This window comes from Streptomyces sp. NPDC127068 (assembly GCF_042724695.1).
In the GTDB taxonomy this organism is placed as follows: Bacteria; Actinomycetota; Actinomycetes; order Streptomycetales; family Streptomycetaceae; genus Streptomyces.
In genome coordinates this window covers 1-11,409 of record NZ_JBHXEN010000099.1, presented here as the reverse complement: position 1 = coordinate 11,409, position 11,409 = coordinate 1, and the positions used below count along the sequence as shown (strand labels likewise).

The following is an 11,409-nucleotide window of genomic DNA, read 5'->3' as shown; positions in this document are numbered from 1 at the left end:
GGGGGTCCGGCCTGCGGACCGCGGTGCTCTGCGGGTGCGCTGTGGCCGCGCGCGCAGGTCCCCGCGCCCCCTTCGGGGCGCCCCACAGGGGCGCGGGGAACTGCGCGAGCAACCACGACGGACCCGTCGCCCGACGGACGAGGCAAGGGGCGCGGGGAACTGCGCGAAACCACCGAGCAACGCACCACACCGCAGCCACCTGGAAGGACGGACCGATGACCGTACGCGCCCCCCACCCGGCAAGGGTCTTGGCCGTGGTCCCCGCCCGGGGCGGCTCCAAGGGAGTCCCGGGCAAGAACCTCGCCACGGTCGGCGGAGTCCCGCTGGTCGTCCGAGCGGTACGCGCCTGCCGCGCCGCCCCGCACGTCACGGACGTCATCGTCTCCACCGACGACCCCGCGATCGCCGAGGCCGCCCGCCTCGCCGACGCCGAAGTGGTGCTGCGCCCCGCCGCCCTCGCGGACGACACCGCGAGCAGCGAAGCCGCCGTCCTGCACGCCCTGGACGCCCACGAGTCGCGCCACGGCCACCCCGTCGACGTCGTGCTCCTCGTCCAGTGCACCAGCCCGTTCCTGACGGGCGCCGACGTGGACGCGGTCGCCGCCGCCGTCACCCGGGGCGCCGACACGGCCGTCACCGTCGCCCCCTTCCACGGTTTCGTCTGGCGGGACGCCGCGCCCGGCGGGGCGGCCGGCGTCAACCACGACAAGGCGGTCCGACCCCGCCGCCAGGACCGCCCCCAGGACCTCCTGGAGACCGGCGCCGCCTACGCCATGGCCGCCCCCGGCTTCCGGACCGCCCGGCACCGCTTCTTCGGCCGGACCGCACTGGTGCGCACCGACGCGGCCCGCGTCCTGGAGATCGACGACCCGCACGACCTCGCCCGCGCCCGCGCCCTCGCCCCCGTGCTCGACGCGGACCGGCCCGGCGCCCTGCCACGCCGCACGGACGTGGACGCGGTCGTCCTCGACTTCGACGGCACCCAGACCGACGACCGGGTGCTCATCGACTCCGACGGACGGGAAACCGTCGCCGTGCACCGCGGCGACGGACTCGGCATCGCCGCCCTGCGCGAGGCGGGCCTGGCGCTGCTGGTCCTCTCCACGGAACGGAACCCGGTGGTCGCCGCCCGGGCCCACAAGCTCCGCATCCCGGTCCTGCACGGCATCGACCGCAAGGACCTCGCACTGAAGCAGTGGTGCGAGGAACGGGGCATCGCACCGGAACGCGTGCTCTACGCCGGCAACGACGTCAACGACCTGCCGTGCTTCGCCCTCGCGGGCTGGCCGGTGGCCGTCGCGAACGCCCACGACGTCGTCCGCGGCGCCGCCCGCGCCGTCACCACCGCCCGCGGCGGCGACGGCGCGATCCGGGAGATCGCTGCCTGGCTCCTCGGCCCCTCACTCGACGGCTCCGGCCCCGTCCCCGACAACCCCACACCCGGCAACAGCTCCACACCCGACAGCTAAGGAACCACCCCCATGTCCCAGCACCCCTCCCGTCTGCGCACCCTCGGCACCAAGACCGCCGGGCCCGGCCGCCCCGTCTACGTCACCGGTGAGATCGGCATCAACCACAACGGCGACCTGGAGAAGGCGCTCGCCCTGATCGACGCCGCCGCCGAAGCGGGCTGCGACGCCGTCAAGTTCCAGAAGCGCACCCCGGAGATCTGCACCCCGCGCGACCAGTGGGACGTCGAGCGCGACACCCCCTGGGGCCGCATGACCTACATCGACTACCGTCACCGCGTCGAGTTCGGCGAGGACGAGTACCGCGCCATAGACCAGTACTGCGCCCGGCGCGGCATCGACTGGTTCGCCTCCCCGTGGGACACCGAGGCCGTCGCGTTCCTGGAGAAGTTCGACGTCCCCGCCCACAAGGTCGCCTCCGCGTCCCTCACCGACGACGAACTGCTGCGCTCCCTGCGCGCCACCGGCCGCACCGTGATCCTGTCCACCGGCATGTCGACGCCCCAGCAGATCCGGCACGCCGTCGAGGTCCTCGGCTCCGACAACATCCTGCTCTGCCACGCCACGTCCACCTACCCGGCGAAGGCCGAGGAACTGAACCTGCGCGTGATCCACACCCTCCAGCAGGAGTACCCGAACGTCCCGATCGGCTACTCCGGGCACGAGACGGGCCTCCAGACCACCCTCGCGGCCGTCGCCCTCGGTGCGGTGTTCGTGGAGCGGCACATCACCCTGGACCGTGCCATGTGGGGTTCCGACCAGGCCGCGTCCGTCGAACCGCAGGGCCTGAGCCGACTGGTGCGGGACATCCGCACCGTCGAGGCGTCCCTCGGCGACGGCGTCAAGAAGGTCTACGACTCCGAGCTCGGTCCCATGCGCAAGCTGCGCCGCGTCCCCGGTGTCATCGTGCAGGGCGACGCCGAGACCGCTGCCGCCGAGCCCGTCACGGTCTGACGCACCCCACCCCCGCCACCCAGCCCCCCGGAGCGGTCGTTGAGTCCCCGAGTCGGGCCGCAGGGCCCCACCCGCCCTACCCGCCCCACCCCGACGCTCGCGTTCGTCGAGAGCCCCGTCCAACTCCTCAACGTGTTGGAGTGGGCGCACGGCAGCGGGCGCACCCCCGGCGCCCCGGCCGGGGACCGCCCGCCGGACGTCACCGTGGTGGTGCTGTCGCCCGGCGACCCCATGACCCGGGGCCAGCTCCGCCGGATGGCCGAGCTGGCCCGGGACGAGGGCCACCGGGTCCGCTGGGAGGAGGCCCGTGGCGGCAGCACGGCCCCCCTCCGAACGGTCCGGGGCCTCACCCCGCTGCTGCGCGAAGCGAACCGGGTCGTCATCGGCGACCCGTTCTCCCGCTACGTCCAGCTCCTGCTCACCCTGACCCGGGCCCCGGAACTGGTCGTGGTGGACGACGGGACCGCCACCATGGAGTTCACCGCCCAGCTCGCGGGCGGTGAACGCCTGGTGCGCTGGCACCGCCGCGGTGGCCGGCCGGGCCCCCGCGACCTGCTGTTCGCCCCCGTATCCGGCGCGGCCAGACGCCGGCTGACCCCCACCGGGGACCGTGCGGTCGAGGTGTTCTCCGCGATGCCGATCGCGACGGTGCCGGAGGGCGTCCGGATCACCGCCAACGACTTCTCCTGGACCCGGTCCCGCTTCGGCCCGCCCAGGATCAGCGCGGGGGCGGACCTGGTCGGCACCTCCCTGGTGGAGACGGGCGTCGTGGACCCCGACCGCTACCTGGACGCCGTCCGGGCGCTCGCCCGCGCCCACGGCGCCACCCGGTACTTCGCCCACCGCCGCGAGAGCCCCGAGAAACTGCACCGGCTGGCCACCAGCACCGGCCTGGAGGTGTGCCGCCCCGACCTGCCGTTGGAGCTGATAGCCCGCCGGGGGCCGATCGGCCGCACGGTGCTCAGTTTCCCGTCCACCGTCGTCCACACCCTGCCGCTCGCCCTCGCCGGTACGGGAGCCAGGGTCGCCGTCTGCGACATCGAACCCGACTGGCTCACCGAACGCGCCTCACCCCGGGCGCACGGCTTCCTCTCGGGGGTCACCGGCACCGCCCGTGACGTGCACCGACTGCGGTCCGTGTGCGCGGGATAACCAGGTGTCCTACCCGCTCCCCGGGGCGTTCATTCGCGCCGCACCACGAACCGTTACGCCAATCCGGCTGAACTTTCCTAGATCACGGCCCAGTTGACCCTCCCGGCGCTTTACCCTTCAAAGGGTGAACCAACTGATGTCCGCTGACACAGACTCCACGCCCGAAGCCGACCGCCCCGGCGGGACCCCCCTGGCCGGGACGCTCCCCGGCACCCTGCCCGAAGCGCTCCGTGCCGAGCTGATCGCGTTCCGCCGCGACATGCACATGCACCCGGAGCTGGGCAACCAGGAGTTCCGCACCACGGCCGCCATCAAGACCCGACTGGAACGGGCGGGCCTCGCGCCCCGGGTCCTGGCCACCGGCACCGGCCTCATCTGTGACATCGGCACCGGGGACGGGGCCCGTCCCGTGCTGGCACTGCGCGCGGACATCGACGCCCTGCCCATCCCGGACACCAAGACCGGCTGCGCCTACCGCTCCACGGTGCCCGACCGGGCGCACGCCTGCGGCCACGACGCGCACACCACCGTCGTCCTCGGCGCCGGCCTGGTCCTCGCCGAGCTGCACCGCGAGGGAACGCTCCCGCACCCCGTCCGGCTGATCTTCCAGCCCGCCGAGGAGGTCCTGCCCGGCGGGGCGCCCGACGCGATCGCCTCCGGCGCCCTCGACGGGGTCGGCCGGATCATCGGCGTCCACTGCGACCCCCGGGTCGACGCCGGCCGCATCGGGCTGCGCCACGGGCCCATCACCTCCGCCTGCGATCGCCTGGAGGTCTCCCTCGACGGCCCCGGCGGCCACACCGCGCGGCCCCACCTCACCACCGACCTGGTGGCCGCCGCGGCCCGGGTCGCCGTCGACGTGCCCGCCCTGGTCGCCCGCCGGGTCGACGCCCGCTCCGGCCTCTCCGTCACCTGGGGCCGCATCGAGTCCGGCCACACCTGCAACGTCATCCCGCAGCACGCGGAACTGTCCGGCACGGTCCGCTGCCTCGACCTCGACGCGTGGCGACGTGCGCCGGACCTGGTCCACGCGGCGATCGACGAGGTCGCGAGCATGTACCGGGCGAAGACCGAGATCACCTACGTCCGGGGCGTCCCCCCGGTCGTCAACCACCCCGACGTCACCGAGCTGCTGCGCTCCGCGATGACGGCGCGGCGGGGGGCCGGGTCCGTCGAGGACACCGTGCAGAGTCTCGGGGGCGAGGACTTCTCCTGGTACCTGGAGCACGTGCCCGGGGCGATGGCGCGGTTGGGGGTGCGGGTGCCCGGGGAGCGGGCGGTGCGGGACCTTCACCAGGGGGACTTCGATGTCGACGAGGGGGCGATCACCGTCGGTGTCGAGCTGTTCACCGCGGCTGCGCTCTTGGACGCGGCGAGTCGCTGATGCGGTTCCGGGGGCGCACGGTGCGGTGTGCGTCCCCGCGCGGTTCCCCGCGACCCCTTCGGTGCGATCACCTCGCGGTGTGCGGTTCGGCGCGGTGCGCTGTGCTGTCGCGCAGTTCCCCGCGCCCCTTGTCGGGGTACGTCCACCTGCGGGTCCGCCGTCCTGCTCGGGTGCGCTGCGGTGTTGCGCAGTTCCCCGCGCCCCTGATCGGGTGCGTCCCGGCCCGGGTGCGTTGTCCTGTGCGGTGAGTTCCCCGCGCTCCTTGTCGGGGCCTCCGGCGGGGTTGCATTCCGCGGGTCACAGACCGCGGCACCCGCAGCAGAGCGGGGAGCGCACCCCTCAAGGGGCGCGGGGAACTGCGCAAACGCACAGCGCACCCGAGCAGAACAGCGCACCGCCAGACGATCGCACCCGATGAGGGGCGCGGGGAACTGCGCGAAACGACAGCGCACCGCACGGAACAGCGCACCGCCAGGTGATCGCACCCGACAGGCCCCCGCACGGGCTGTGCGTCGATCCGATAACAGCTCCGCAAGAGCCCTTTATCTGACATCTACGCGCGTTACGATCGCGGCAAAACCAGCGCCGCAAGTGGCGCTTCGGTCAGGTTGAAGGAGCCCCCCTTGCGTCGGGTAGCCAAACTCTCCGCCGTGGTCGCCGCGACCGCCGCGCTCTCACTCACCGCCACGGCCTGTGGCAGCACGTCGTCCGAGAAGAAGGAGTCCGGTTCGGACTCGTCGTCCAGCGGGGGCAAGGGCGTCAAGATCGGTCTCGCCTACGACGTCGGCGGCCGTGGTGACTACTCGTTCAACGACTCCGCCGCCCGTGGCGCGGACAAGGCGAAGAAGGAGCTCGGCGGTGAGCTCAAGGAGCTGACCGCCAAGGTCACCGACACCGAGGCGGACCGCGAGCAGCGCCTGTCCTCCCTCGCCGATGCGGGTTACAACCCGATCATCGGTGTCGGCTACGCCTACTCCGCGTCGATGACGAAGATCGCCGCGAAGTACCCGGACACCACCTTCGGCATCGTGGACTCGGTCGTCGAGGCCAAGAACGTCGCCAGCATCACGTTCACCGAGGAGCAGGGCTCCTACCTGGCCGGCGTCGCCGCCGCGCTGAAGACGAAGAAGGACCACGTCGGCTTCATCGGCGGCGCGGACATCCCGCTGATCAAGAAGTTCGAGGCGGGCTTCGTCCAGGGCGTCAAGGAGACCAACTCCAAGATCAAGGTCGACACCCAGTACCTGAGCCGCGGCTCGGACACCTCCGGTTTCGCCAGCCCCGACAAGGGCAAGGAAGCCGCCCAGGGCATGCTGGACAACGGCGCCGACGTGGTCTACACGGCGGCCGGCTCCTCCGGCACCGGCGCCATCGAGGCCGTCGCGGGCGTCAAGGGCGCCTGGGGCATCGGCGTCGACTCGGACCAGTACAACGTCCCGGGTCTGGCGAAGTACAAGAACTCGGTGCTGACCTCGGTCGTCAAGAACGTCGACCTCGGCGTCTACGACCTGGTCAAGTCGGTCAAGGACGGCAAGCCGCTGTCCGGCATCAACTCCTACCCGCTGAAGGACGGCGGCGTCTCGCTCTCCGAGAGCGGCGGCTTCCTCAAGGACATCCAGTCCAAGCTGGACGAGGCCAAGCAGAAGATCATCGACGGCGCGGTCAAGGTCAAGACGACCCCGTAGTCACGCGGTCCGGTCCACCGGACCTGGGCTCGGCGGGGAGGGGCGGGTCGCGCCTCCCCGCCGAGCCATAACGATGTGTCAACTCTACGCGTGTAGCGTGGAGTTGGCGCGTGACGTCCCCCGACGTCCCGGCGACAGTTGCACAGGTCGCCACCCCCCGGCGGCACCGGGAACCCGCGTCGCCGACGCCCGCCCTCCCACGCCTCGCCTGCCCCTTTTCCCCGAGGAGTGCGCCATCAACGCGTCCAGCTCGTCACCGCCGCCGGCCGCTGCCGTCGAACTGCGCGGCATCACCAAGCGGTTCCCCGGCGTCGTCGCCAACCGCGACATCGACATCACCGTCCGCAAGGGCACCGTCCATGCCCTGTGCGGGGAGAACGGTGCCGGCAAGTCCACCCTGATGAAGATCCTCTACGGCATGCAGAAGCCGGACGAGGGCACCATCACGGTCGACGGCGAGCAGGTGTCGTTCCACAGCCCCTCCGACGCGATCGCGCGCGGCATCGGCATGGTGCACCAGCACTTCATGCTCGCCGACAACCTGACCGTGCTGGAGAACGTCGTCCTCGGCGCCGAGAAGCTGCACGGCATCGGCGGGAAGGCCCGCAAGCGGATCAAGGAACTGTCCGACGCGTACAGCCTCGGCGTCCGTCCCGACGTCCTCGTCGAGGAGCTCGGCGTCGCCGACCGCCAGCGGGTGGAGATCCTCAAGGTCCTCTACCGGGGCGCGCGCACCCTCATCCTCGACGAGCCCACCGCGGTGCTCGTCCCGCAGGAGGTCGACGCCCTGTTCGACAACCTGCGGGAGCTGAAGTCCGAGGGCCTGACCGTCATCTTCATCTCGCACAAGCTCGGCGAGGTGCTGTCGGTCGCCGACGACATCACCGTCATCCGGCGCGGCACCACCGTCGGCACCGCCGACCCCCGCACCACCACCTCCAAGCAGCTCGCCGAGCTGATGGTCGGCAGCGAACTGCCCTCGCCCGAGACCTCCGGGTCCACCGTCACGGACGTCCCGACCCTCGTCGTGGACTCCGTCCGGCTCACCCAGACCGACCTCGACGGCATCGAGCGGATCATCCTCGACGACATCACCCTCACCATCCACCAGGGCGAGGTCCTCGGCATCGCCGGGGTGGAGGGCAACGGCCAGGCGGAACTGGTCGAGGCGATCATGGGGATGCGCAACCCGGACAGCGGGACCATCACCCTCGGGGACGCCAACATCACCCACGCCCCCACCCGGCACCGCCGGGAACAGGGCATCGGCTACATCCCCGAGGACCGCCACCGCCACGGCCTGCTCCTCGAAGCCCCGCTCTGGGAGAACCGGATGCTCGGCCACGTCACCGAGCGCCCCAACTCCCGCGGCGGACTCCTCGACATCAAGGCCGCCCGCGCCGACACCGAGCGCATCGTCACCGAGTACGACGTCCGCACCCCCGGCATCGACGTCACCGCGGCCTCGCTGTCCGGCGGCAACCAGCAGAAGCTGATCGTCGGCCGGGAGATGAGCCACAACCCGAAGCTGCTGATCGCCGCCCACCCCACCCGGGGCGTGGACGTCGGCGCGCAGGCCCAGATCTGGGACCAGATCCGCGAGGCCCGCCGCGAGGGCCTCGCCGTGCTGCTGATCTCCGCCGACCTGGACGAGTTGATCGGCCTCTCCGACAGCCTGCGGGTGATGTTCCGCGGCAAGCTGGTCGCCGACGCCGACCCGCACTCCATCACGCCCGAGGAACTGGGCTCCGCCATGACCGGCGCGGCCACCGGCCACCTGGAACACACCGAGGACGCCCCTGGCGCCGCCCCCGCGGACCCCGAGGCGGACGGCACGGAGTCGGAGGACGACGCCCGATGAAGAAACTGACCTCCCGCCTCGACAAGGAGCGGCTGCTCCTCGCGGTGGCGGCACCGGCCCTCGCGCTGGTCGCCGCGCTGATCATCACCGCACTGGTGCTCCTGGCCACCGGCAAGGACCCGTTCGCCGCGTTCAGCGACATGATGACCTACGGCTCCGCCAGCGACAGCCAGGTCTACATCCTGAACAAGGCGACGACGTACTACCTCGCCGGCATCGCCGTCGCCATCGGCTTCCGGATGAACCTCTTCAACATCGGCGTCGACGGCCAGTACCGGCTCGCCGCGTTCGTCGCCGCCCTGCTCGGCGGGGCGCTCACCGCGCCCGGCTGGCTGGCCATCCCGCTGATGATCCTCTGCGCGATGGCGGTGGGCGCCCTGTGGGCCTCCATCGCGGGCATCCTCAAGGTGACCCGGGGCGTCAGCGAGGTCATCTCGACCATCATGCTGAACGCCATCGCCACCGCCGTGATCGGCTACCTCATCCAGCCCGAGCAGCTCGGCCAGCTGGACAAGGCGGGCACCCTGGTGTCCACCACGCCGCTGCCGGAGAGCTCCTGGTTCTTCGCCTTCGACGCCGGCCCCGCCGGTGAGGTGTGGGGCTTCGTCCTCGTCGCCATCCTCGTCGGCGTCCTGTACTGGTTCGTCCTCGGGCGCACCCGCTTCGGCTTCGACCTGCGCACCGTCGGCCAGTCCGACTCGGCCGCCGCCGCCAGCGGCGTCAGCGTCAAGAAGATGGTCGCCACCAGCATGCTCCTGTCGGGCGCGGTCGCCGGACTCATCGGCATGCCGACCCTGCTCAACGACAGCCACCAGTTCGCCAACGACTTCCCGCTGGGCATCGGCTTCACCGGCATCGCCATCGCGCTGCTCGGCCGCAACCACCCCGTCGGCATCGCCCTGGGCGCCCTGCTGTGGGGCTTCCTGGAGCGCACCACCAGCCATCTGGAACTCCAGGGCTACGACAAGGAGATCCTCGGCGTGATCCAGGGCGTCATCGTCCTGTGCGTCGTCATCGCCTACGAAGTGGTCCGTCGCTACGGCCTCCAGCGCCAGCAGCAGCGCGTCGGTGCCGAACTCGCCGCCCAGGCCGCCGCCGCCCGTACCGAGAAGCAGGAGGTGGCCCGATGACCGCCACGATGACCGACACGCCGCCGCCGGCGGCGCCCAAGGCGGACCGGGGCGCGACCAAGCGCAGCCGCTGGACGCTCTCGCGCATCCTGCTCGTCATCGCGGGCGCGCTCGTCCTGGTCTCCGCCGTCCGCGTCGTCACCGGCGCCGACCAGCTCACCTCCGAGGGCCAGATCAGCGCGGCCCTCAGGCTGGCCGTCCCGATCGGCCTCGCCGGCCTCGCCGGTCTGTGGTCCGAGCGGGCGGGCGTCGTCAACATCGGCCTCGAAGGCATGATGATCCTCGGCACCTTCGGCGCCGGCTGGATCGGCTGGCAGACCAGCCCCTGGCTCGGACTCGCCTGCGGCGTCGGCTTCGGCGTGATCGGCGGCCTCATCCACGCCGTCGCCACCGTCACCTTCGGCGTCGACCACATCGTCTCCGGTGTGGCGATCAACCTGCTGGCGCTGGGCGCCACCCAGTACCTCGCCAAGCTCTTCTTCGCCGGCGGCGACGCGGCGACCGCGGGCGGCAACCCCAAGCAGTCCCCGCCCGCCGAGTCACTGCCCGAGATCACGATCCCCGGACTGTCCGACGGCCTCCAGAGCGTCCAGGACCTGCACTGGTTCCTGATCTCCGACGTCGCCGGCATCCTCGGCGGCCTGGTCACCAACGTCTCGGTGGTCACCCTCCTCGCCGTCCTGCTCTTCTTCGCCAGCTGGTGGATCCTGTGGCGCACCCCCTTCGGGCTGCGACTGCGCTCCTGCGGAGAGAACCCGATCGCCGCCGAGTCCCTCGGCGTCAACGTCTACCAGCACAAGTACCTCGCCGTCGCCATCTCCGGCGGCCTCGCCGGCCTCGGCGGCGCCTTCCTCGCCCTGGTCACCTCGCACATCTACCTGGAGGGCCAGACCGGCGGACGCGGGTACATCGGCCTCGCCGCGATGATCTTCGGCAACTGGCGGCCCGGCGGGCTCGCCATGGGCGCCGGCCTGTTCGGCTTCTCCGACGCGCTCCAGCTGCGCAACGGCGGCGAGGTCGTCCACGCGATGCTGCTGCTCCTGGTCGTCCTGCTGGTGCTGCTCGCCGGCTGGAAGCTGTACCGCAAGGCCGTGGTGCAGGGCGTGATCAGCCTGGTCGTCGCCGCGGTGGTGCTGGTCTGGTTCCTCCTCACGGACGAGGTCCCCGGCGAGTTCGTCGGCGCCACCCCGTACGTCGTGACCCTGTTGGTCCTCTCCCTCGCGGCACAACGCCTGCGGATGCCCAAGGCTGACGGCATGAGGTACCGCAAGGGCCAAGGGAAGTGACGCCCCCCGCACCGGCGCAGGACGACCGGGTCGCCCCGGTCGACTGGGAGGCCCTGCGCGAGGCCGCCCGGGACGCCATGTCCCGGGCGTACGCCCCCTACTCGCACTACCCGGTGGGCGCCGCCGCCCGGGTGGACGACGGCCGCACCGTCACCGGCTGCAACGTCGAGAACGCCTCGTACGGGATCGGTCTGTGCGCCGAGTGCGGGCTGGTGTCCGACCTGCTCAACTCGGGCGGCGGCCGGCTGACCCACTTCACCTGCGTGGACGGACGGGGCGAGGTCCTCGTCCCGTGCGGGCGCTGCCGCCAGCTCCTGTACGAGTTCGGTGGCCCCGGGCTGCTCCTGGAGACCCCGGCGGGTCTGCTCCCCCTGTCCGAGATGCTCCCCCAGGCGTTCGGCCCGGAGCACCTCGCGTAACCGACCCGCCCGACCCGACGGCCCCCGACCCCCCGCTGCCTGGGGGAGGGGGGCCGTCGGCGTCGGGGG

The 11,409-nt window shown here is 72.0% G+C and carries 9 protein-coding genes; all 9 read left to right on the top strand.

The genetic code is table 11. The features are described 5' to 3' along the window. Positions 1-215: 215 nt before the first annotated feature. The 9 genes from ACFWIA_RS34565 (at position 216) to ACFWIA_RS34525 (ending at position 11,340) form a co-directional block, all read left to right on the top strand. A complete protein-coding gene (locus tag ACFWIA_RS34565; protein WP_387011233.1) occupies positions 216-1,469 on the top strand; it encodes a cytidylyltransferase domain-containing protein in 1,254 nt (417 codons plus the stop codon). Between the two features lie 12 nt (positions 1,470-1,481). After that, entirely contained in the window at positions 1,482-2,423 is a 942-nt protein-coding gene (locus tag ACFWIA_RS34560; RefSeq protein ID WP_387011232.1) for an N-acetylneuraminate synthase family protein, read from the top strand. Between the two features lie 39 nt (positions 2,424-2,462). Next, positions 2,463-3,575: a hypothetical protein gene (locus tag ACFWIA_RS34555; protein WP_387011231.1), complete on the top strand. Its 1,113-nt coding sequence runs from the start codon at positions 2,463-2,465 to the stop codon at positions 3,573-3,575. Positions 3,576-3,711: 136 nt separating this feature from the next. Next, on the top strand, positions 3,712-4,959 hold the full coding sequence (locus ACFWIA_RS34550; RefSeq protein ID WP_387011230.1) for an amidohydrolase: 1,248 nt from the start codon (positions 3,712-3,714) through the stop codon (positions 4,957-4,959). A 623-nt stretch (positions 4,960-5,582) separates the two neighbouring features. Then, positions 5,583-6,644, top strand: coding sequence for a BMP family protein (locus ACFWIA_RS34545; protein WP_387011229.1), 1,062 nt, complete (start codon positions 5,583-5,585; stop codon positions 6,642-6,644). A 208-nt stretch (positions 6,645-6,852) separates the two neighbouring features. Continuing rightward, the gene (locus tag ACFWIA_RS34540; protein WP_387011234.1) at positions 6,853-8,505 is read left to right on the top strand and encodes an ABC transporter ATP-binding protein; all 1,653 of its coding nucleotides are present in this window, start codon (positions 6,853-6,855) and stop codon (positions 8,503-8,505) included. After that, the gene (locus tag ACFWIA_RS34535; protein WP_387011228.1) at positions 8,502-9,635 is read left to right on the top strand and encodes an ABC transporter permease; all 1,134 of its coding nucleotides are present in this window, start codon (positions 8,502-8,504) and stop codon (positions 9,633-9,635) included. Before ACFWIA_RS34540 ends, ACFWIA_RS34535 begins: the two co-directional genes overlap by 4 nt. Further along, positions 9,632-10,921: an ABC transporter permease gene (locus ACFWIA_RS34530; RefSeq protein WP_387011227.1), complete on the top strand. Its 1,290-nt coding sequence runs from the start codon at positions 9,632-9,634 to the stop codon at positions 10,919-10,921. The genes ACFWIA_RS34535 and ACFWIA_RS34530 overlap by 4 nt, the downstream gene beginning before the upstream one ends. Further along, positions 10,918-11,340: a cytidine deaminase gene (locus tag ACFWIA_RS34525; RefSeq protein WP_387011226.1), complete on the top strand. Its 423-nt coding sequence runs from the start codon at positions 10,918-10,920 to the stop codon at positions 11,338-11,340. Before ACFWIA_RS34530 ends, ACFWIA_RS34525 begins: the two co-directional genes overlap by 4 nt. The last annotated feature ends 69 nt before the right edge of the window (positions 11,341-11,409 follow it).